Genomic DNA, 21,310 nt, shown 5'->3' on the forward strand with positions numbered 1-21,310 from the left:
GCACGCTGCGAGTCCCGTGGCACGCGCGAGTCCTGTAGCGCGCCGGGAGTCCCAGGCACGGCGGGAGTCGTAGGACGCCGCAGGTCCCCGAGCTGTTACGCCTGCTGTCGCACGGGCTGCCCTCCGCAGTGTCACAGGGGCGTGATTGGCTGGTGGACATGATCGATGACGCTGTGTACGGAACGGTTCCCCTGCGGGCGACCGAGGACGGGGCGACGGGGCTGGAGATGCCTGATGGGCTCCGGGTGTCCGCCGTCGAGGAGGCGGTACGCGCGGCGGCCGCCGCCGAGATCATGCCGCGCTTCCGGCAGCTCGCCGCGCACGAGATCGTCGAGAAGAGCGGTCCGCACGATCTGGTGACGATCGCCGACCGGCGCGCGGAGGAACACCTCACCGCCGCCCTCACCGCGCTGCTCCCCGGCTCGGTGGTGGTCGGTGAGGAGGCGGTCCACGCGGACCCGGCGGTGTACGACGCGCTGCGCGGGGAGGCGCCCGTATGGATCGTCGACCCGGTCGACGGCACCCGCCAGTTCGTCCGGGGCGAGCCGGGTTTCTGTACGCTCGTCGCCCTCGCGCAGGGCGGCGAGGTGCTGGCGTCCTGGACCTACGCGGCGGCGCTGGACGAGATGGCCATAGCCGTACGGGGCCGGGGCGCCTGGCTCGACGGCGTCCCGCTGCGCTCCGGCGCACCCGCGCCCGGCGCGGTGCTGGCGGTCGCGATGTCCCATCCGGACTACACCACGGACGCCGAGAAGCGCGCCCTCCTGGGGCTGCGCACCGAGGACATCGAAGCCCGCGCGTGCGGCTCGGCGGGGCTCGAATATCTGGCCGTCGCGCGGGGCGAGCTCGACGCGGTGGCCTTCAACTGGGAGCTGGCGTGGGACCACGCGGCGGGTCTGCTGCTGGTGACGGAGGCGGGTGGCGCGCAGCGAACGCTCACGGGTGAGCCGTTCCGTATCACGGGCGGCAACGCACTGCCCTTCACCGCCGCCCGGGACGAGGCCACGGCGCGGCGGATACGGGAGCGGCTGCTCACTGGGGCGTGAGCGTGAGAAGGAGCGCGGGAAGCGTGGGAAGAGGTGAGCGGCGCGGGGGAAGGCGTGAGCGGGGCGCGGGAAGGGGCATGAGCGGGGCTCGGGAACGGTCTTCGGGCCAGGCGCGCGGCCCGCGCGGCCCGCGCGGCCGGGCGCCGGAGGCGAGGTCACCGGGGGCGGACCCGCGATGGCCGTCGCGGACAGTCCCCGCCCTCGGGCTGTCGGTGCCCCGGAATATCCTGGGGCCTCCTGCCATCGGCTACGAAGGAGTCCGAAGGTGACGTCGATGCTCGATGCCGTTGTCGTGGGGGCGGGACCCAACGGGCTCACCGCCGCCGTCGAGCTGGCCAGGCGGGGCTTCTCGGTGGCCGTGTTCGAGGCCGCGGACACGGTGGGCGGGGGCGCCAGGACGGAAGAGCTGACGCTGCCGGGCTTCCGGCACGACCCCTGCTCGGCGGTGCATCCGCTGGGTATCGGATCGCCCGTCTTCGCGACGATGCCCCTCGGCCGGTACGGACTGGACTGGCTGCACCCCGAGCTGCCGATGGCGCATCCCTTCGACGACGGCACGGCGGCGGTGCTCTCCCGCTCGGTCGCCGAGACGGCAGCGTCCTTCGGCCCCCGCGACGCCGGCGCGTACCGCCGTCTGGTCGCGCCCTTCCTCGGCAAATGGGACACGCTCGCCCGGGACTTCATGTCCCTGCCGCTGACGGCGCTGCCGCGCGACCCCGTCACCCTCGCCCGGTTCGGACTGGCCGGACTGCCGCCGTCGACCTGGCTCACGCGCCGCTTCCAGGACGAGAGGGCCCGTGCCCTGTTCGCCGGGCTGGTCGGCCATGTCATAGCCCCGCTGAGCGGGATCGCCACCGGCGCCGTCGGGCTGATCTTCGCGCTCGCGGCGCACGCGGGCGGCTGGCCGCTGCCGCGCGGCGGCTCGCAGTCGATCTCCGACGCGCTCGCCGCGTATCTCCGGGATCTGGGCGGTTCGGTCCACACCGGATACGAGGTCAAGCGCCTGGACGAGCTGCCGCCCGCCCGCGCCTATGTCTTCGACACCTCGCCCACCGCCCTGGCCCGTATCGCGGGTCTCGGCCGCGTGTACGACGGCTATCGCTACGGAGCGGGCGTATTCAAGATCGATTACGCGCTGGACGGCCCCGTGCCCTGGACGGCCGAGGAGCCCCGCCGGGCCGGGACCGTCCAGATCGGCCCCACCAGCGGGGAGATCGGTACGGCGCTGCGGCGGGTCGCGGACGGACGGCCGCCCGAGACCCCGTTCCTGATCACCGCCCAGCCCAGCCTGGTCGACCCGTCCCGCGCGCCCGAGGGCAAACATGTCTTCTGGGCGTACGGCCATGTCCCCAACGGCTGGCGGGGCGATCTCACCGACGCCGTCGAGCGGCAGCTGGAGCGCTTCGCACCCGGATTCCGCGACCGCGTCCTGGCGCGTGCCACGGCGGGACCGCCCGAGCTGGCCGCCCGCAACCCCAACTATGTCGGCGGGGACATCGCCTGCGGCGCGGCCTCGGGACTCCAGCTGCTGCTGCGCCCCAAGATCTCCCTCTCCCCGTACACCACCCCGCACCCCGCCGTCTTCATCTGCTCCTCCGCGACCCCGCCGGGCCCCGGTGTCCACGGCATGTCCGGGCACAACGCGGCCAAGGCGGTCTGGCGGCGGCTGCGCGAGATCTGAGGAGGCACTCCCTATGACGGCCCTGACGCTGATCCGGGGAAGCATCACCGACCAGCGGGTGGACGCCATCGTCAACGCCGCGAACTCCTCGCTGCTCGGCGGGGGCGGTGTCGACGGCGCGATCCATCGCGCCGGCGGCCCGGAGATCCTGGCCGAGTGCCGCGCCCTGCGCGCCGCGCGGTACGGCCGTGGCCTGCGCACCGGCCAGGCGGTGGCGACCACCGCCGGCCGCCTCGACGCCCGGTGGGTGATCCATACGGTGGGCCCGGTGTGGAGCGCCACCGAGGACCGCTCCGACCTGCTCGCCTCCTGCTACCGAGAGTCCCTGCGGGTGGCGGCCGGACTGGGCGCGACGTCCGTGGCCTTCCCCGCGATCTCCACCGGGATCTACCGCTGGCCGATGGACGACGGCGCCCGGATCGCCGTCCGTACGGCGAGAGAGTCCGCGACGGCACCGGTCGAGGACGTGCGGTTCGTGCTCTTCGACGAGCACGCGTACGGCCTCTTCGAGGCGGCGCTGGCCGCCGAGGGCTGAGAGGGCTGAGAGGGCCCCGGCCGGGCGGGGGCGGGGCGGCGGCGCTTCGCGTCCCCGCCTCGCGTTCTCATCTCCCGTCCCTGTTCACGGTGCCTTGCGGTGCCGCCTCACATCGGCGGGCGCTGTTTCGTCATAGGGGTATGAACACGAAAATCCGGTACGCCTCTCTCGGCCTTCTGGCCGTGGTCGGGCTGTACACAGGCCTCTGGGCATACTTCTCCCCGAAAGGGTGGTACGAGAACTTCCCCGGTTTCGGGCGGAGCTGGCTGCCTCAGCTGGGGCCCTACAACGAGCATCTCGCCAAGGACGACGGAGCCATGTTCCTGGCGCTGGCGGTGCTGGCGGTCATCACCCTGCGCTACGTACGGAACAACCGGTTCGTGCTGACAACAGGCGCGGTGTGGCTGGTCTTCAATGTGCTGCACCTCATCTACCACATGCAGCATCTCGACATGTACGAGACGGTGGACCAGATACTCAACGCCGTGCTCCTCTCCGCGCTGGTGGTGCTGTCGCTCCTGCTGCTGGTGCCGTCGCCGACGCGACCGCTCCCCGGACGGCAGGCCGCCGGACGGCAGGACGCCGGACGGGAGGGCACCCGATGACGTACGGGAAGCGGACCGGCGAGGAGAGGCCCGGCATGCGGGTGGCGGTGGCGGGCGGGACCGGGCTCGTCGGACGGCATGTGGTCGAGGAACTGTCCGCGGCGGGTCACGAGCCGGTGGTGCTGGCCAGGGCCCGGGGCGTGGACCTGGTCTCGGGCGCGGGACTCGACGAGGCCATGGCGGGCGTGGAGGCGGTCGTCGATGTGACCAATGTGACGACCATGAGCGCCCGGAAGGCGATCTCGTTCTTCGAAGCCGTCGGCGGCAACCTTCTGGACGCCGGTGCGCGGGCCGGGGTACGGCACCACGTGGCGCTGTCGATCGTCGGTATCGACCGGGTCGGCCATGGCTACTACCAGGGGAAGATCCGCCAGGAGGAGCGGGTGAGGAGCGGGCGGGTGCCATGGACGGTGCTGCGCGCCACACAGTTCCACGAGTTCGCACAGCAGACCGTCGACCTGTTCCCGGGGCCCCTCGCGGTGGTGCCCCGGATGAATACGCAGCCGATCGCGGCCCGTGAAGTGGCGCAGCGTCTCGTGGGACTCATCCTCGGCCCGGCGCAGGGCATGGCACCGGAACTCGCCGGCCCGCGTGTCGAACAGCTTGTCGACATGGTGCGCAAGCTGCTGCGGGCCCAGCGACGGCGACGGCTGCTGCTGCCGGTGAGGTTCCCTGGCGCGGCGGGTGCCGCCATGGCGGGTGACGGGCAGCTTCCGACGGGACCGGGCCCCCGGGGCGCTCAGACCTTCGACGAATGGCTCGCCCGGACCATCGCGCGGGGAGGGTGAACAACCGCCATGCCCACGCCACCCGGACCCACGCCGGACCCCGGACCCACGCCGGACCCCGGACCCACGCCGGACCCCGGACCCACGCCGGACCCCGGACCCGTGTCGGACCCTGGACCCGGGCAGGACCCCACCCTCGGGTCCCTCATGGCCGAGCGCCGTCGGCTGCTCAACCTCGGCTATCGGATGCTCGGTTCGGTGCAGGACGCCGAGGACGTCGTCCAGGAGACGTACGCCCGCTGGTACGCCCTGTCCGAGGCGGAGCAGCAGGCGGTCAACGCACCGCTGGCCTGGCTGACCCGGGTCGCCTCACGGATCTGTCTCGACCATCTCGCCTCGGCGCGGGTCCGCCGCGAGCGCTACACCGGTGAATGGCTGCCCGAGCCCGTCCGCTCCGGTGCGACATGGACCAGCGCGGACGGCGAAGGCGGGGACGACCCGGCCGACCGGATCACCCTCGACGAATCGGTCAGCATGGGGATGCTCGTGGTCCTGGACTCGATAACTCCCGCGGAGCGCGTCGCCTTCGTCCTCCACGATGTCTTCGGCATGCCGTTCACCGAGATCGCCGAGACGGTGGGCCGCACCCCCGCGGCCTGCCGCCAGCTCGCCGCCTCGGCCCGCAGACGTATCGCCCACCGGCGGCCCCGCAGGGCCGAGCCACCGGAGCACCGGCGGGTCGTGTCCGCCTTCCGTGAGGCGTGTGAGACCGGCGACCTCACCGCCCTTGTCTCCCTCCTCGACCCCGGTGTCGAATCGCGCAGCGACGGCGGCGGCAAGGTGCGGTCGGCCCTGCGTCCGATCGTCGGCCGGGACAAGGTGGCCCGGTTCTTCCTCGGTCTCATGCGCAAGGAACCCGGGATGGAACTCGCGGAGGACGGTGTCAACGGCGCCCCTGCCCTGACGGTCCGTGCAGCGGGCACCACCGTGGCCGCCCTCACCATGGATGTGCGCGAGGGCCTGATCACCGATCTGTGGCTGGTGGTCAACCCGGACAAGCTCCACGCGTGGACCGAAGAGGCGCCCACGCCCACCGAGGCATCCACCGAGGCATCCACCGGGTCTGACGGCGCGGCTGAGAGCGCGGCGGACAGCACGGCGGACGGCCCTTGACGGGTGGCGGTGGCTCAGGTCCGTGACTCCAGCCTCCCCCGGTTCTGGAGGATGTAGAGGGCTGCCAGCGACGGGGCGACGAGCAGCCCGGCGGCGCAGGCGACACCGGTGAGCACCCAGAGCGTGGGCGTCGGCGCCGCCCCCTCGGCGATGGTGAGATGAGTGCCCAGCAGATACGGGTACTGGGCCACGCCCCAGCCGCAGACGACCGTGGCCACGGCCAGCGCGGCCAGCATGCGCAGGGCGAGGGGTTTCTCCCGGCTGAGCAGAAAGAGGCTGATCAGCCCGCAGAGCGCCGAGATGATGAGCAGCGGCAGCCCGCGATGGCTCAACTGGTGGAACAGACGCGGGGAGTCGCCCTGGAGCAGGAAGATCCCGGCGAGGCAGACCAGACCGGTGACGGCCCCCGCGAGCAGCGCACGGTGGCGGAACCACCGTTCGAGCGGGGGGCTCTGGCTCTGCCGTGCCGAGGCGGTCAGATACACCGCGGCCAGATAGGCGCACACCGACACGGCCAGAATTCCGCCGAGGACGGAGGTCGGGTTGTTCCAGCTTCCCAGCGGATCGCCCTGGCCCGCGGTGGGCACCCGGCCGGACGCGATGGCACCGGCCACACTGCCGAAGCAGTACGGGGTGAGCACCGACGACAGCGCGAACGTCGCGCCGTAGATGCGCTGTTCGGGCGTGCGCATCGAGGCCTTGCGGAAGGCGAAGCCCGCGCCCCGCAGGACGATTCCCAGCGCGGCGAGGCCCAACGGGATGTACAGCGTCGTGGTGATGGCCACGAACGCGGCGGGGAAAGCGCTCCACAGCATGACGAGGCAGTAGATCAGCCAGATGTGATTGGCCTCCCAGACGGGGCCGATCGATGTGTCGATGAGACGGCGTGGCCCGCTGCCGCGCGCCGCTCCGCCCGCGGTCAGGTCCCAGAAGCCGGCGCCGAAGTCCGCGCCGCCGAAGAGCGCGTAGGCGATGACGCCGATGAACAGCAGGACCGAGACGATGTCACTCATGCCTGCCGGCCTTCTTCCGTGTGCGCGTCGGTCAGCGGCCGGTTGGGGCCGTAGGGGACATCCAGCCCCTCGTCGTCCCCCTCGCCTCCGCCGGCTCGCCATCGTCGTGTCAGGGACCGCAGGATCAGTACGGCGCTGGTGCCCACCGCGACATAGATGACCAGCACCGCGGAGAAGAACGGCCAGAGATTGCCCTGGGTCGCCACGGCGTCCCTGGTGAGCAGCAGACCGACCACCGTCCACGGCTGCCGCCCCACCTCGGTGACCACCCAGCCGCTCTCCAGACACACCACGGCGACGACTCCGCTGAGGGCGGCGCAGCGCAGGAACCACCGGTTGGTGGGCATCTGCCGTCGGCGCCACCACAGCCAGGCGAACCAGACGACCAGGGCGAGCAGGGCGCAGGCCGTTCCCACCATGATGTCGAACGCGAGATGGACGACGCTCACGGTGGCGTCGTCGGGACGTACCGCCGGGGCGATCGCGTCCAGTCCGCGGATCTTCGTGGAAGGACGGAACCCGGCGAGCAGCGAAGCCATGTCCGGAATCCTGAGGCCGTAGCGCACCTCGCCGTCGATCAGTACGCCGCCCAGCGTCTCGGGGACATGGGTGCCGGTGTCCGGCAGAAGTTCGAGCGCGGCGAACTTCGCGGGCTCGCTGTGGAAGACCTGGCGGGCGACGACATCACCGACATAGATCTGTACGGGCAGGACGACGGCGGCCACGACGAATCCGATGAGGAAGCCGACCCGGTGGTAGTGGTCCCGGCGTCCCCTCAGCATGCCGACCGCGTAGACCGCCGCCACGGAGAAACCGGCGACGATATAGGCGGCGAGCAGCATGTGCACGGTCTCGAACCAGAAGGCCCCGTTGAAGAACACCTCGGCCGGACGGACCTCCACGACACGGCCGTCGCGCATGGTGATACCGCCCGGCTGGTTCATCCAGCTGTTCGCCGCCACGACGGAGGCGGTGCCGCCCATGCTCGCCAGCACCACCGGTACGCCCGTCCAGAAATGCACCCAGGGCGGGAGCCGCTTCCAGCCGTAGATATAGATCGAGACGAAGATCGCTTCCAGGAAGAAGAAGATGCCTTCGATCGCGAACGGGAAACCGAAGGCGGCGCCGTATCTGCCCATCAGCCCCGGCCACAGGATGCCGAGTTCGAAACTCAGCACCGTACCGGTGATCGCTCCGACGGCGACCAGCACGGCGGCGACCTTCGACCAGCGCTGGGCCAGCAGCAGCGCCTGCTCGTCGCCGTGCCGCAGACCTCGGTAGTTGGCGATGAGCATGAGGGCGGTGAGCGCCACCCCGAACGGCACCAGGATGATGTGGAAGCCGAGGGTGAAGGCCATCTGCTCCCGGGCGGGCAGCAGCTGCGGCGGGTCACCGGCGGAAGCCGCGGCCCGCAGCAGAATCCCGGCAGCGTAAGTGGAGGATGGCATTCCTGCATCGTCCACGCGCTGGTCGGCGCGGTGGTCCGGCGACACGGACGGACGGCGAGCGACACCCGTTCAGGTGACCGGGGGCCGGAGCGGGCCGGGGCGCCGGCGTCCTGGGCCGGCTTTCGCCAGGATTCGGCCTGACCCTCGGCCGGGCCTCGTCCGGGCTTCGGGCCGGTTTCCGCGGGCCTCGGCCGGTTTCCGCGGGCCTCGGCCGGTCTCCGCGGGGGTCAGTCGGAGAGTCCGGCCATCGCGCGGGGGTTGATGATCCGGTCGTACTCCGCCGCGCTGAGATAGCCGGTGGCCAGCGCGGTGTCGCGCAGGGTGCTGTTCTCCTCGGCGGCACGGTGGGCGATCTCGCTGGCCCGGTCGTAGCCGATCTCGGGGGAGAGGGCGGTGACGAGCATGAGCGAGCGGGAGACGTCCTCGTCGATACGATCGCGGTGCAGCTCGGTGCCCTCCACGCAGTAGACCCGCAGCTTCTCGCTCGCGTCGGCGAGGATCCGCGCGCAGTGGAGCACATCGCTGATGATGACCGGACGCATGGCGTTGAGCTCGAAGTTGCCCTGGCTGGCGGCGAGCGCGACGGCACTGTCCTCGCCGAGGACCTGGATACAGACCATGACCATGGCCTCGCACTGGGTCGGGTTGATCTTGCCGGGCATGATCGAGCTGCCGGGTTCATTGGCGGGCAGGGCGAGTTCGCCCAGTCCGCAGCGCGGGCCGGAGGCCAGCCAGCGCAGATCGTTGGCGATCTTCATCAGCGGTACGGCGACCGCGCGCAGTCCCGCCGAGGCCGCGGCCATCGCGTCCAGTCCGCCCTGAGCCGCGAAATGGTTGGCGGCCACCGTGTAGGGACGGCCGGTCTGGCGGGCCAGCTCGGCGGCCACCGCCGTACCGAAGTTCTCGGGCGCGTTGAGTCCGGTGCCGACGGCCGTCCCGCCGATCGCCAGCTGGTGGAGCGCGGGCAGGGTGGCGCGGACACGTTCATGGGCGTCCGCGAGCTGCGCGGCGTAGCCGGACCACTCCTGGCCGACGGTGAGGGGGACCGCGTCCTGGAGATGGGTGCGGCCGACCTTGACGACATCACGCCAGGAGACGGCCTTGTCCTCGATGGCCTGGGCGAGCGCGGCCAGGGAGGGCAGTAGGTCGTCGTGCAGGGCCCGGACGGTGGCGAGATGCATCGCGGTGGGAAAGGTGTCGTTGGAGGACTGCCCCATGTTGACATGATCATTGGGGTGGATGGGGGTACGTGAACCGAGGGTGCCGCCGACGAGCTGGATCGCCCGGTTGCTGATCACCTCGTTGACATTCATATTGCTCTGGGTGCCGGAGCCGGTCTGCCAGACGTAGAGCGGGAAGTGCTCGTCGAGAGCACCGGAGATCACCTCGTCGGCGACCTTGGCGATCAGCTCGCACTGCCAGCGGGGCAGCCGGCCGTCACGACCGTTGACCAGGGCGGCGGCCTTCTTCACCTGGCCGTACGCGTGATAGACGGCCTTGGGCATCCGGTCGTCGCCGATCGAGAAGTGGATCAGCGAGCGCTGGGTCTGCGCGCCCCAGTACCGGTCGGCGGGCACCTCGACCGTGCCCAGTGAGTCACGCTCGGTACGGGTGCCCTCCGCGTCGATCCCGATCGGCAGATCCCGTACCACCGGCGGGGTCCCGCTCATCGCGCGCTCCCCTGGTCGGAAGGGCCGGAGGTGCCGGAGGCGCCGGAAAGGTCGGAAAGACCGGGAAGGGGGCCGTACCGCGGCTGCCACATCGCGTCCTGGACGGCCTGCACCAGATTCTCCGGAGCGTTCTCGGCGACGCCCTCCGCGATCGCGGCGCGCGCGACGGCGACGGCGACGGTGGCGGAGGACGCGCGCAGATCCGACACCGGCGGCAGCAGGGACGCGCCGGGGGCGCCGACCCGTGCCTGGCCCGCGACCGCCTCGGCCGCGGCCAGCAGCATGCCGGGGGTCACCCGACGGGCCCGGGAGACGACGGTGCCCAGCCCCAGCCCCGGATAGAGCAGGGCGTTGTTCGCCTGGCCGATGACATGCCGGACCCCGTTCAGCTCGACAGGGTCGACCGGGATGCCAGCGCTGGTCAGCGCCTTGCCGTCGGTCCAGGCGAGGATGTCGGCCGGCATGGCCTCGATCCGTTCGGTGGGATTGGAGAGCGGGAAGATGATCGGCCGCTCGGTATGCCGGGCCATCGCGGTCACCACCTCCTTGGTGAAGGTTCCCGGCGCGGTGGAGGTGCCGATCAGAATCGTGGGCCGCGCGTGGCGCACCGTGCTCAGCAGATCGATACCGGCCCGGCCGGACCAGTCGCGCACCTCGGCGGCGGGGCGGGCGTAGTCACGCTGGTAGTCCCGCAGATCGTCCATGTCGTCGGTGAGCAGCCCCTGCTTGTCCACCAGCCACACCCGCCGCGCCGCCTCGGCCGGGTCCAGACCGTCCCGGACCATCGCCGCCACGAGCTGGTCGGCGATCCCCACCCCCGCCGTGCCCGCCCCGAAGACCACCACGCGCTGGTCGCGGAAGGCCGTTCCGGTGACTTCGAGGGCGGAGACGACAGCGGCGAGGGTGATCGCGCCGGTGCCCTGGAGATCGTCGTTGAAGATCCGGTACCGGTCGGCGTTCTGCTCCAGGATGCGACGGGCGTTGCCGGGACCGAAGTCCTCGAAGTGCAGCAGGGCGTGCGGGAACAGGTCGGCGGCCGTCGCCAGATAGGCGCCGATGAAGTCGTCGTACGGCTTTCCCCGGGTGCGGCCGCGCCGTACGCCGAGATAGAGCGGGTCGTTGAGAAGCGTCTCGTTGTCGGTGCCCACGTCCAGTACGACGGGGATACAGCGGTCGGGGTGCAGACCGGCCGCCGCGGTGTAGACGGCGAGTTTGCCCACCGTGATCTGCACACCGTTGACGCCCCAGTCACCGATACCGAGGATCTCCTGCGCGTCGGTGACCACCAGCATGTCCACATCGTCGGGACCCAGCCCCTGGTGTTCGAGCGCGGCCCGGATGTCCCGCGGGTGGTCGATGGACAGATACACCCCGCGCGGACGCCGGTACTCATGGCTGTACCGCTTGATCGCGTCCCCCACCGTGGGGTCGTAGACGATCGGCAGCAACTCGGCGAGATGGTCGGCCAGTACCCGGTAGTACAGAACCTCGTTACGGTCGTGCAGCTGCTCCAGATACACGTTCTTGGCCAGCGCGTCGGGCTGCCGCTGAAGCTGCTCGTACGCGCGCCGGAGCTGCTCGTCCAGGGACAGCACGGCATCGGGCAGCCGCCCCACGAGATCGAGTCTCTCGCGTTCCTCCTCGGTGAACGCGGTGCCGCGGTTGGTCAGCGGATCGGACAGAACGGGGGGCAGGGCCTGGGACACGGGAACACTCCTCTCGAAGGTCCGGCACATGTCCATCGTCACTCCCCTCGGTGCGCCTCGCTCGCCCAGACGGGTTGTGGGCCCGGTGTACGCCATGGGCCCGGTGTACGTACGGTGGCGGACGGTGACACTCCTCTCAGGGTTCGGCGCTTCAGGGTTCGGCGACCCATGGTTCAGCGCTTCAGGGAGTGTTCGAGAGCCGGTTCAGCCACTCGGTCATCAGAGCCGCCTCGGTGGGGCTGAGCGCCGGACTCGGTGACCGGTGCAGCAGGGCACCCAACCGGGCCGCCGCCGAAGCCACTTGTGTCCCGTCCGTCCTGTCCGTCTCGTCCGCACCGTCCGTCCCGTCCGCACCGTTCGCAGCGTCGGATTCGTCCGGGGAGTCGTCGGCGGAGGCGGTACCGGGGCCGGGGCCGGGGCCGGTGGCTCCCGGGGCCAGGACCGCCGCGTGCACGGCGTCACGTACGCGGCGCGATGTGCTCGGGTCGGTGAAGGTCGAGGGGCGGGAGACGAGCATGAGGGCCACACCGACATTGGCCGACATGACGACCTGCGCGGCCAGTTCGGGAGTGAGGCGCAGTCCGCCGCGGGCCGCCGCCCGTCCCAGGTCCCGTTCGAGGATCCGGTGGGACTCCAGAGCCGCGCCCGGCGGGGTACGCATCGCGGGGGAGTTCATCAGCCGGTACCGGTTGGGGTTCCGCAGGGCGAAGTCCACATGACTGTCCCAGCCGTCGCGCAGATCCTCCACGGGGTCCGCGCGAGGACGGTGGTGCTTCTTCGTCGCGAGATAGGTGCCGAAGCCTTCGTCTACGACGGCCGACAGCAGGCCCTCCTTGTCCCCGAAGTTCCGGTAGAGCGCCGGCGCTCCCACCCCTGCGGCCTCACAGACGGCCCGTACGGAGACTTCACCGTTCGCCGACCGCGCCACCAGGTCGGCTGCCGCCTTCAGGATCCGCTCCCGTGCACTCCGCTCCGGTGCACTCCGGTCCTGTGTCCTGCCTTCCCGCGCATTCCTTTCCCGCGTACTCACGGGAGCGACCAGCCGGCGGTGTGGGGGGTGAGGAGGTCCTCCAGGCCTATGCGGGTGAGGAATGCGGCGCGGATACGGTCGGCGACCTCGCTCACTTCCTCGGAGCCGTCGTTCGCGGGGTCCACATGGACCCGGAAGGGCCGGCTGCCGTGCGGGGTGCCGACGACCTCGACGATGGCGTCCGCCACCTGGGACGCGTCGGCGCCGGCCGGGGCGAGTGCGGCCAGACGCCGGGAGACCTGGTCCATCAGACCCGCGTAGCGCGCCTCGTACGCGGGCATCACGGTCTGCTCGGAGGGATGTCCGCCGGTGGCGAAGTGGTTGGTGCCCGAGGTGAAGGAGCCCGGCACGATGATGGAGGTCTCGATGTTGAAACGGGCCAGCTCCGCGGCGTAGGAGACGGCCAGCGAGTCCATCGCGGCCTTGGCGGCGAAGTACGGGGCGAGATAGGGCGGGGTGCCGCCGCGGGTGGACGTGGAGCCGATCCACAGGACCAGTCCGTGCCGCTGGGCGCGGAGATGGGGCAGTGCGGCCCGGTTGACGCGCTGGGTGCCCAGCACGTTCGTGTCGTAGACGGTGGCCAGTTCCTCCGGGGTGAAGGCCTCGGTGGGGCCGGTCACCATATGGCCGGCGTTGTGGATCACCACATCGAGCGAACCGGCCTCGGCCAGAACGGTGTTGACGGCCGCGTCGGCGGACTCCTGGGAGAGCACGTCGAGTTCCACCGTACGCAGGTCCACCTGGTGCTCGGACGCGTAGGACCCGGCTTCGGCGACCCGGCCGGCATTGCGGCCGGTGGTGGCGCGCATCGCGGCGTAGACGGTGTGCCCCGCCCCGGCCAGGGCGCGCGCGGCCAGCGCTCCGAAACCGGAACCGGCACCCGTGATCACGATGGTCTTGCCCATGACGGAACTCCTCGGTCGGTGAGGGAAGGGGTGGTGGAGGGGGGTGAGACGGGACGGGTGGTGAGAGGGGTGGTGAAAGAGGTGGTGAAAGAGGTGGTGAGAGGGGCCGGCGGCGGGCCGGCGGCAGCCGGGCCTGTCAGACGATGCCGCCGTTGGCACGCAGGACCTGTCCGTTGACCCAGCGCGCCGGACCGGCGAGAAAGGCGACGACCTCAGCCATGTCCCGCGGGGTGCCCAGGCGCTCCAGGGGCGCCTGACCGGCCATCCTCGCGATGGTCTGTTCGTCCTTGCCGTCCAGGAACAGGGCCGTGGCGGTCGGTCCCGGGGCGACGGCATTGACGGTGATGTCCCGTCCTCGCAGCTCACGGGCGAGGATCAGGGTCATGGCCTCGACCGCGCCCTTGGTGGCCGCGTAGGCGCTGTAGCCGGGGAGGGCCAGCCCCACCACGGAGCTGGAGAAGTTGATGACCGCCCCACCGGCGCGCAGCCTGCGGGCCGCCTGCTGGTCGACGACGAACGTCCCCCGGATGTTGGTGCGGTGCATACGGTCCAGGGCGTCCAGGTCCGTCTCGACCAGCGGTGCCAGTGTCATGACCCCCGCCGCGTGCACGACCACGTCGATCCCGCCGTACGTGGCCTCCGCGGCGTCGAAGAGGGCCGAGACGGCCTTCTCGTCGGCCACGTCGGCGCGGAAGGCCATCGCCTGTCCGCCGGCCGCGGTGATGGCCGCGACCGCCGCTTCGGCCTCTGTGCTGTTGCCCGCGTAGTTGATGACGACGGCGAGTCCGTCGGCGGCCAGCCGCTCGGCGCTCTCCCGGCCGATCCCGCGGGACCCTCCGGTGATGATCGCCACCCGTGCCGCGCGGTCCGGGGAAATGGTCTGCTCAGTCATGACGCTGCTCCCTGTCTCGATCTGTCGATCTCTCGACCCGTGTCGACCTGTGTCGACCTGTCTCGGTCGGGTAGCGATGTTCGCTCTCCAATGAGAGCAACGTTAACACCTCGATGTTAGGGATGCTATCCCTGAGCGTTAGCGACGTTACGGCGGTTGTGGTCGGGGAAGGCTGATGTCGTATTTCTGCCAGCTCCGGGGTCTTCCGTGGCGGATGCTTGAAGCCATGTACACCGATAGCGAGCGCTGTGTGCGGGCCGTGAGGTCGAAGGACGCGCGCTTCGACGGCTGGTTCTTCACCGCGGTGCTGACCACCCGGATCTACTGCCGGCCGAGCTGTCCGGCCGTACCGCCCAAGGCCGAGAACATGACGTTCTATCCGAGCGCCGCCGCCTGTCAGCAGGCCGGCTTTCGGGCCTGCAAGCGGTGTCGGCCCGACACCAGCCCCGGCTCGCCGGAGTGGAACGCCCGCGCCGACACCGTCGCCCGCGCCATGCGGCTCATCCAGGACGGAGTCGTCGACCGGGAGGGCGTGCCCGGTCTGGCCGGGCGGCTGGGCTACTCCGCCCGGCAGATCGAGCGGCAGCTCCTCGCGGAGCTGGGGGCGGGACCCCTCGCGCTGGCCCGTGCGCAGCGGGCGCAGACCGCGCGTGTTCTCATCGAGACGACCGCGCTGCCGATGGCCGAGGTCGCCTTCGCGGCGGGTTTCGCCTCCATCCGGGCCTTCAACGACACCGTTCGCGAGGTCTTCGCGCTCGCGCCGAGTGAACTGCGTACGCGCGCTTCGCGCACCTCGCGTACCTCGCCTGCTTCACGCGCCTCGCGCACCTCGCGCGCCTCCGGTGTCACTGCCGCCGCTGGTGCCTCAGGTGTCATGGGCGGCACACGGGCGCGGGACACGCGCGGGCCGGGACAGTCCGCCGTTCCCGGGGCGATCTCGCTGCGACTGCCGTTCCGTGCACCCCTCAACCCCGACAATCTCTTCGGACACCTGGTCGCGACCGCTGTTCCCGGCGTGGAGGAGTGGCGCGACGGCGCCTACCGGCGCACGCTCTCCCTGCCGTACGGGCACGGCATCGTCGCCCTCTCGCCGCGCCCCGACCACATCGCCTGCCGGCTCTCCCTCACCGACCCGCGCGATCTCACCCTCGCCATCAGCAGCTGCCGCCGGATGCTGGACCTGGACGCCGATCCGGTCGCCGTCGACGAGCAGCTACGTACCGATCCGCTGCTGGCCCCGCTGGTCGACAAGGCGCCGGGGCGGCGGGTGCCCCGTACCGTCGACGCGGCGGAGTTCGCCGTACGAGCCGTGCTCGGCCAGCAGGTCTCCACCGCCGCCGCGCGGACGCACGCGGCCCGGCTGGTCACCGCGCACGGGGTGCCGGTCGACGATCCCGAGGGCGGGCTGACGCATCTGTTCCCCGCCCCCGAGGCGCTGGCCGGGCTCGACCCGGAGGCGCTGGCCCTGCCGCGCACCCGGCGTACCACCCTCATCACCTTGATCACGGCGCTCGCCGACGGCTCGCTCCGGCTCGGCACCGACAGCGACTGGGAACAGGCACGGGAGCGGCTCATCGCCCTGCCCGGTTTCGGGCCATGGACCGTCGAGGCGATCGCGATGCGCGCGCTCGGCGATCCCGACGCGTTCCTGCCGACCGATCTCGGCGTGCGCCGGGCCGCCGAGAGGCTCGGCCTGCCGTCCACCCCCGGCGCGCTCACGAAGCGCGCCGCGGCCTGGCGGCCGTGGCGCGCGTACGCCGTCCAGTATCTCTGGGCGACCGACGACCATGCCATCAACCGCCTTCCCGTATAAGCCTGTTCAGCGTCCAACATCCAGTGTTCAGCGTTCAGTGTTCAGCATTCAGCGTTCCAGCAAGGAAGTTCCCTCATGGCCGGACAGCGCCACACCGTGCACACCGTGATCGACAGCCCCTACGGACCACTCACACTCGTCGCGGCCGACGACGTCCTGAAGGGTCTCTATATGGTCGGGCAGCGCCATCGCCCGCCGGAGGAGAGCTTCGGCGACCCGGACCCCCGGCCCTTCACCGAGGTGGTGCGCCAGCTCGACGCGTACTTCGCGGGAGAGCTGACGGACTTCGACCTGCCGCTGCGGCTCGACGGCACCCCGTTCCAGCGCAGTGTCTGGGAGCAGCTCCAGAGGATTCCGTACGGCGAGACGTGGTCGTACGGCGAACTGGCCGAGAACCTCGGCAAGCCGGGCGCCTCACGCGCGGTGGGACTGGCCAACGGAAAGAACCCGATCGGCATCATCGTGCCCTGCCACCGGGTGATCGGTTCCACCGGCGGTCTCACCGGCTACGGCGGCGGGCTCGACCGTAAGCAGCGGCTGCTGGTCTTCGAGGGCGCGGCGGCCGAAGCCCCGGCCACCGCCACGCTCTTCTGACCTCTGACCTCTGACCTCCGGCTTCCGACCGCGGACCGGGGACCGCGGCGGACGGGAGACCGCGGCGGACCGGGGACGGGACCGGCGTATCAGTCCTTGCGATATCTCGTCAGCAGCGCGGGCAGCGCCGTACCGATCGGCTCACGGATGATCTCGTCCGCCCGGTCGTCGTACGGCGTCGGCTCCGCGTTCACCACGATGAGCCGGGCCCCGTGGTCGGCGGCGATCCCCGCCAGCGAGGCGGCCGGCTGTACCTGGAGGGTCGTACCGACCGCGATGAACACCTCGCACGCCTTGGAGATCGCCATCGCCTGGGCCAGTACCTCCGGGTCGAGCCGCTCGCCGAACATCACCGTCGCCGACTTGAGGATCCCGCCGCACGCCAGACAGCGCGGGTCCTCCTCGCCCGCCGCGACCCGGCTCAGCGCCTCCGTCATCGAGGACCGGAGGTGACACCCGGTGCAGATGATCTCCCGTGCGGTGCCGTGCAGTTCGAGCACCTTGCGGGCGGGCATCCCGGCGAGCTGATGCAGTCCGTCGACATTCTGGGTGATCACCCGGACCGCCGTCCCCGACCGGTCCAGCTCGGCCACCGCGCGATGGGCGGCATTGGGTTCGGCACGCAGCGTGGGACCGTCGCTCCGCATCCGCCAGGACCGGCGCCTGATCTCCGGGTCCGTCATGTACAGGTCGTAGGTGACCAGCTTCTCGGCCCCGGGATCGCGTCGCCACAGGCCGTTCGGACCGCGGTAGTCGGGGATGCCGGAGTCCGTGGAGATGCCGGCGCCGCTGAGGAGCGCGACGAGAGTCATGGTGCGAGCGTACGCAGCGGGGGCTACGGGCGGCCAACCGTTTGCGGCCCCGAGACCCCCGATGTGCCCGGCGCCGGGGGCGAGCCCGCCGACAGGGGCGCTCCGGCCGGTGAGAAGGGCGTCGGGGTACGGCCCGTCCAGCGGTGCAGTACGGCGCGGCCGGTCTGCCGGGTGACACCGTCCACCTCGACCGTGCCGCTCTCGGCGAGATAGAAGCGGCCGTCGTCGAGCGAGACCAGTCCGTACTGTCCCGTCGACTCCCAGCCGTACACACCGGACGGCGCGTCGTGCAGCCCACGGGGGAGGAGCGACAGCAGCAGGCCCTGCTCGGGACGGTCCTGGCCGCGGACGGGGCCCGGGACGGGGTCCTTCGAGCCGTCGACCACGAAGAGGGAGTAGTCGGGGAACCCCGGCTTCGTGCCCTTGTACACGGCCAGCAGCCAATTGCCGCTGTGCTCGTCGTACTCCAGGTTCTGTACGCCGTAGGTGGTGTTGCCGGTGTACGCGAAGTACTTGCCGTCGGGCGCGGCCGGGCCGCTGGTGTGCGGCGCGTCCTCGGTGAGCGGCCGCTCGTACTCCTTCCACCCCTGGACGTCGTACTGGAGCAGCACCTGGTGATCGTTGTCCTGGCGGCCGGTGTTGGCGTAGACCCCGTACGCGACCGTCAGCCTGACACCGCCCTCGCCGTCGAAGGCCGGGCCGAACGCGACACCGTCGACACCACTGCATCCGTACCGGTGGTCGGGGGTGGCGGCGGTGTCGCCGTCGAAGACGCCGTCGCCGTTCAGGTCGGCCGTGTAGTCCTTCACAACCTCCTGGAGATGGACGGTGGAGACCACACCGCTGGACTGGGCGTCCATGTTCATCCGGGTGATGCGGTCGCCGTCGAACACGGCGATGTAGAACGCCTTGGCCGCCTTGTATTCGAGGGAGCCGTAGATCCGGCCGTCCCGCGCGTCGAAGTCCAGATCACCGAGATGACCGGTGAGTCCGGTGACGGAGCCGAGGGGTCTGCCGCTCAGATCCGTTTTCACCAGCAGGCTGGTGAAGGAGAAGTACATATGGCCTTTGGCGCGGTCGATGGCCATGCCCTGGAGATGTCCCGACCGCCAGGCGCCGCCGTCGATGGCCGTGGGCAGCGGGGAGAGCCTGTCCACGGGCAGACCGGCCGTGCCGACGGAACGATTCCGCGCCCCCTGGCCCCCGCCCCGCGCTTGTTCCTGGCCCCGGTCCTGTTCCTGGCCCTGTTCCTGGCCTTGTTCCTGGCTCTGCGCCTGGCTCTGTTCCTGTGCGACGACACCGTCCGTGCCGACGACGACGGTCGACACGACGAATACGGAGGTGACCAGGGCCGCCAGTCGGTCGTGGGTCCGGCTTCGCATCGGTCCTCCGGGTGCGTGGGACGCAGGAAGGATTCCGCTCGGGAGCATCCGGCGGACGAACAGGGGATGAACGCGGGGCATGGTCGCCGATGCTACGTCAGTTGCGTGGGGGGCGGGCGCGGTTGGTGGCCCAGCGCCGTGAACGGCACCATGGCCGGCGGGTGTTTCTCAGCCGTTGCCGGTCAGGGCGATCGGCATCACCAAGGTGGTGAAGCTGCCCTGGTCGGCGGAGCGCACCAGCACCGGTTGGGTCGCGGTGGAGATCTCCAGCAGGACGTCGGGGCCGACGCCCGCCTCCAGGGCCGGGGCCAGCACGGCGGGGTCGAAGCCGATACGCAGGGGTACGGTGCCCAGGACCGTGGCCTGGAGAACGGTGGTACGGGAACCGTCGGGCAGCGAGATCGCGGCCTCGTCCCGCTCGCCGAGCCTCAGGGCGACACCCGGCGCGTCCTCGAATCCGTGGAGAGCCGCGAGAAGGGCCGCCCGGTCCGCGATCATCCGGTGCCGGGCCGGGGGCAGATCCGACAGCATCTCGCGGTACGCGGGGAACCGGCCGTCGAACAGGGCGAGTTCACGGGACCGGGCCCCGGCTCGGGACCCCGCGCCCGCCCCGGACCCCGCGCCCACCCCTGCCCCGGGCCCCGCCCAAGACCCGGGCCCCGCCCCGGACCAGGCCCCGTACCCGGTGGCGGACCCGTCCGTACCGTGCACCCGGGCGCCGAAGGGGCCGGCTTCGACGGTCACCTCCGGGTGGCGGGTGGCCCATGCTCCGACCGCGATCAGCTCCGCCGCCTCCACCAGCAGCCGACGGGACGGCCCCGCCATCGCCGCCGGACCCAGGACGCGCAGGGACAGCCGGTAGCGGTCGGTGGCCACGAGCCGGACCTCCGTGTCCTCGATCTCCATGAGGACGCAGCCGAGGACCGGGTGTTCCCCGTCCCGGCCCACGGCCGGTACGACCTGCCGTACGGCACTGGCCAGCTCCGCGCCGTCGAGCCGTACCTCCGTGACACGGGACCTGTCCCCGGCGGATTCGGCGGATTCGGCCGGCTCGACGGACCCGGTCGCCCCGGCCGTCCCGGTCGCCCCGGCCGTCCCGGTCGTCCCAGCCGTCCCGGTCGACGCGGTCGCCCCGGCCGACGCGGTCGACCCGGCGAAGGAGAGGGACCGCAGGATCGCCGCGATCGTGGCGTCGGCGGTCCGGGTCCGGTCCCGTACGGTCTCCCGGTGCCGCTCCAGTACGGCACGGGCCTCGCCGGCGGGACCGTCCAGTACGACGCCGACGTCGGCCAGCGGCAGACCGGCCATCCGCAGACTCCGCAGCAGCCGGGCCCGCGCCTCCTGGTCGGTGCTGTAGTAGCGGTAGCCGGTCGCGCCGTCCACCCGTGTGGGCCGGAGCACACGGCAGTCGTCGTAGAAACGCAGCGCGCTCGGCGCGAGTCCGACGCGCCGTGCGAACGCGCTGATGCTCAGCAGTTCCGTCGGCGCCGGGGAGTCCGGAAGGGCCGGGGATCCGGGAAACTCCGGGGTGCGGTCCGTGGTCTTGTCCATGGCGGCGATTGTCGACGTTCAGCCAACGTGAAGGTCAACTCCGGGCAAGGAGAGTGCTCCACCGCTCCCGAGCTCACCCCGACCGACGGTGGACGGGGCCGGTCGGCGGACGGCGGCGGACACGTCGCTACCGTTGGCGGCCGTTCTCCAGCTCCACCGTGCCCGCGCCGGATTCCACCACGTCGAGTGCCGCCCGTACCCGCAGCCCGAGCGAACCCAGCAGATACGCCGGGATCTCCTCGCGGTCGAGCAGCCGCCACGACACCAGCTCCTCCTCCTGGAGGCGGATGGACGCGAGCTGCCGCTCGTCCAGCACCCCGCCGTCGTAGAGATAGACCGCGATCGGCGGGCGGGCCTTGCCCGGCACCCAGTCGACGGCCAGCAGCCGTCCGGGCTCGATGTCCAGCCCGATCTCTTCGAGCGTCTCCCGCCGGGCGCCCGAGCGCGGGGTCTCGCCGTCGTCGGACTCGATCGTGCCGCCGGGGAGCGCCCAGCCCTCCCGGTAGTTGGGCTCGACGATCAGCACGCGGCCGCCGCCGTCCCTGAACAGCATGGCGGCGCCGGCGAGGACTCGGGGGAGGCCTGCGATGTACGCGGCGTATTCGGCATCGGTATCCGTCACACGGGAAGCCTAGGGCCTCTCGTTTGGATCTTGCTGGGCTCGCGTGCCCTGGCACCGCGCCTCGCGGCGTTGTCGTCGGTCGCCTACGCTCCGCGTGGGCTCCC

General features: G+C 71.3%; 19 protein-coding genes. 8 read left to right on the forward strand and 11 right to left on the reverse strand.

Going from position 1 to position 21,310, the window contains the following annotated elements; translation table 11 throughout:
• Positions 1 to 158: 158 nt before the first annotated feature.
• From ACWGDX_RS23235 to sigJ, 6 genes are all read left to right on the forward strand, one after another.
• Entirely contained in the window at positions 159 to 1,046 is an 888-nt protein-coding gene (locus tag ACWGDX_RS23235) for an inositol monophosphatase family protein (protein ID WP_453628379.1), read from the forward strand.
• Between the two features lie 265 nt (positions 1,047 to 1,311).
• Positions 1,312 to 2,727, forward strand: coding sequence for a phytoene desaturase family protein (locus tag ACWGDX_RS23240; protein WP_453628381.1), 1,416 nt, complete (start codon positions 1,312 to 1,314; stop codon positions 2,725 to 2,727).
• 13 nt (positions 2,728 to 2,740) lie between these two features.
• Complete coding sequence (locus ACWGDX_RS23245) at positions 2,741 to 3,262, forward strand: O-acetyl-ADP-ribose deacetylase (RefSeq protein ID WP_382851665.1); 522 nt, start codon at positions 2,741 to 2,743, stop codon at positions 3,260 to 3,262.
• 140 nt (positions 3,263 to 3,402) lie between these two features.
• Positions 3,403 to 3,867, forward strand: coding sequence for a hypothetical protein (locus ACWGDX_RS23250; RefSeq protein WP_453628383.1), 465 nt, complete (start codon positions 3,403 to 3,405; stop codon positions 3,865 to 3,867).
• Positions 3,864 to 4,655 (forward strand): SDR family oxidoreductase, encoded by a 792-nt coding sequence (locus ACWGDX_RS23255; RefSeq protein ID WP_453628384.1) that lies wholly within the window; start codon positions 3,864 to 3,866, stop codon positions 4,653 to 4,655. Before ACWGDX_RS23250 ends, ACWGDX_RS23255 begins: the two co-directional genes overlap by 4 nt.
• A 147-nt stretch (positions 4,656 to 4,802) precedes the next feature.
• Complete coding sequence (gene sigJ / locus ACWGDX_RS23260; RefSeq protein WP_453628386.1) at positions 4,803 to 5,768, forward strand: RNA polymerase sigma factor SigJ; 966 nt, start codon at positions 4,803 to 4,805, stop codon at positions 5,766 to 5,768.
• A gap of 14 nt (positions 5,769 to 5,782) precedes the next feature.
• Here sigJ and ACWGDX_RS23265 read toward each other — a convergent pair whose 3' ends face one another.
• The 7 genes from ACWGDX_RS23265 to ACWGDX_RS23295 all read right to left on the reverse strand — a co-directional run bounded on the left by ACWGDX_RS23265 (position 5,783) and on the right by ACWGDX_RS23295 (position 14,432).
• Positions 5,783 to 6,781, reverse strand: coding sequence for a cytochrome d ubiquinol oxidase subunit II (locus ACWGDX_RS23265; RefSeq protein ID WP_453628388.1), 999 nt, complete (start codon positions 6,779 to 6,781; stop codon positions 5,783 to 5,785).
• Complete coding sequence (locus ACWGDX_RS23270) at positions 6,778 to 8,229, reverse strand: cytochrome ubiquinol oxidase subunit I (RefSeq protein ID WP_453628390.1); 1,452 nt, start codon at positions 8,227 to 8,229, stop codon at positions 6,778 to 6,780. Before ACWGDX_RS23270 ends, ACWGDX_RS23265 begins: the two co-directional genes overlap by 4 nt.
• A 227-nt stretch (positions 8,230 to 8,456) precedes the next feature.
• Complete coding sequence (fumC, locus tag ACWGDX_RS23275; RefSeq protein WP_453628392.1) at positions 8,457 to 9,899, reverse strand: class II fumarate hydratase; 1,443 nt, start codon at positions 9,897 to 9,899, stop codon at positions 8,457 to 8,459.
• A complete protein-coding gene (locus ACWGDX_RS23280) occupies positions 9,896 to 11,605 on the reverse strand; it encodes an NAD-dependent malic enzyme (RefSeq protein WP_453628394.1) in 1,710 nt (569 codons plus the stop codon). Before ACWGDX_RS23280 ends, fumC begins: the two co-directional genes overlap by 4 nt.
• Positions 11,606 to 11,786: 181 nt before the next feature.
• Positions 11,787 to 12,533: a TetR/AcrR family transcriptional regulator gene (locus ACWGDX_RS23285; protein WP_453628396.1), complete on the reverse strand. Its 747-nt coding sequence runs from the start codon at positions 12,531 to 12,533 to the stop codon at positions 11,787 to 11,789.
• A gap of 98 nt (positions 12,534 to 12,631) precedes the next feature.
• The gene (locus tag ACWGDX_RS23290) at positions 12,632 to 13,540 is read right to left on the reverse strand and encodes an SDR family NAD(P)-dependent oxidoreductase (RefSeq protein ID WP_453628398.1); all 909 of its coding nucleotides are present in this window, start codon (positions 13,538 to 13,540) and stop codon (positions 12,632 to 12,634) included.
• 136 nt (positions 13,541 to 13,676) lie between these two features.
• Complete coding sequence (locus ACWGDX_RS23295) at positions 13,677 to 14,432, reverse strand: SDR family oxidoreductase (protein WP_453628400.1); 756 nt, start codon at positions 14,430 to 14,432, stop codon at positions 13,677 to 13,679.
• A 226-nt stretch (positions 14,433 to 14,658) separates the two neighbouring features.
• On the opposite strand from ACWGDX_RS23295, the gene ACWGDX_RS23300 reads away from it, so the two are divergent.
• Both ACWGDX_RS23300 and ACWGDX_RS23305 read left to right on the forward strand, forming a co-directional pair.
• Positions 14,659 to 16,245: an AlkA N-terminal domain-containing protein gene (locus ACWGDX_RS23300; protein ID WP_453628402.1), complete on the forward strand. Its 1,587-nt coding sequence runs from the start codon at positions 14,659 to 14,661 to the stop codon at positions 16,243 to 16,245.
• A 75-nt stretch (positions 16,246 to 16,320) separates the two neighbouring features.
• Positions 16,321 to 16,839: a methylated-DNA--[protein]-cysteine S-methyltransferase gene (locus tag ACWGDX_RS23305; RefSeq protein ID WP_453628404.1), complete on the forward strand. Its 519-nt coding sequence runs from the start codon at positions 16,321 to 16,323 to the stop codon at positions 16,837 to 16,839.
• Between the two features lie 89 nt (positions 16,840 to 16,928).
• Here ACWGDX_RS23305 and ACWGDX_RS23310 read toward each other — a convergent pair whose 3' ends face one another.
• The 4 genes from ACWGDX_RS23310 to ACWGDX_RS23325 form a co-directional block, all read right to left on the reverse strand.
• Complete coding sequence (locus ACWGDX_RS23310) at positions 16,929 to 17,651, reverse strand: SIR2 family NAD-dependent protein deacylase (protein WP_453628406.1); 723 nt, start codon at positions 17,649 to 17,651, stop codon at positions 16,929 to 16,931.
• A 23-nt stretch (positions 17,652 to 17,674) separates the two neighbouring features.
• Positions 17,675 to 19,033, reverse strand: coding sequence for a hypothetical protein (locus ACWGDX_RS23315; RefSeq protein ID WP_453628408.1), 1,359 nt, complete (start codon positions 19,031 to 19,033; stop codon positions 17,675 to 17,677).
• A gap of 168 nt (positions 19,034 to 19,201) precedes the next feature.
• Entirely contained in the window at positions 19,202 to 20,584 is a 1,383-nt protein-coding gene (locus ACWGDX_RS23320) for a DNA polymerase III subunit beta family protein (RefSeq protein ID WP_453628410.1), read from the reverse strand.
• A 127-nt stretch (positions 20,585 to 20,711) separates the two neighbouring features.
• Entirely contained in the window at positions 20,712 to 21,206 is a 495-nt protein-coding gene (locus tag ACWGDX_RS23325; protein WP_453628412.1) for an NUDIX domain-containing protein, read from the reverse strand.
• Positions 21,207 to 21,310: the final 104 nt, after the last annotated feature.

This window comes from Streptomyces sp. NPDC055025, from assembly GCF_053608565.1.